We start from the raw sequence: 299 nt of genomic DNA, 5'->3' as shown, positions 1-299 counted from the left end.
TGTATTTATTCATTTGTTCTTTATGAATTTGTTTAATTTGACTAATGTAAAGATACGAGATTACAAACCAAACCAAATTAGCCGAAATATATTCAGGTTTATTTGGGTCGTCTAAAAATGTTGATTTAATTCACGCATTAATGTTGGATTTTGTTGCGTCAATAAAATAAGTTTTGTTTGTATCTAAAAAATTTTCAATATATAACTCTAATTCAATTGAATTGGTTATTTTATCTTGATCATTAATTTTTCTAAAGTTTTCATTTTTATCGTTTTTCAATAATTCCGCTTTGGGAGCT

1 protein-coding gene is annotated in these 299 nt (G+C 24.7%); it reads right to left on the bottom strand.

The window, feature by feature from the left end; genetic code table 4:
* A partial coding sequence (locus KQ878_RS03775; protein ID WP_373422581.1) for a hypothetical protein occupies window positions 1-299 on the bottom strand: 299 nt, incomplete at both ends.

The organism is Mycoplasma zalophidermidis (assembly GCF_018913985.1).
In the GTDB taxonomy this organism is placed as follows: domain Bacteria; phylum Bacillota_I; class Bacilli_A; order Mycoplasmatales; family Metamycoplasmataceae; genus Mycoplasmopsis; species Mycoplasmopsis zalophidermidis.
The sequence above is the reverse complement of the archived record's forward strand: the minus strand, read 5'-3'. Positions and strand labels throughout refer to the sequence as shown.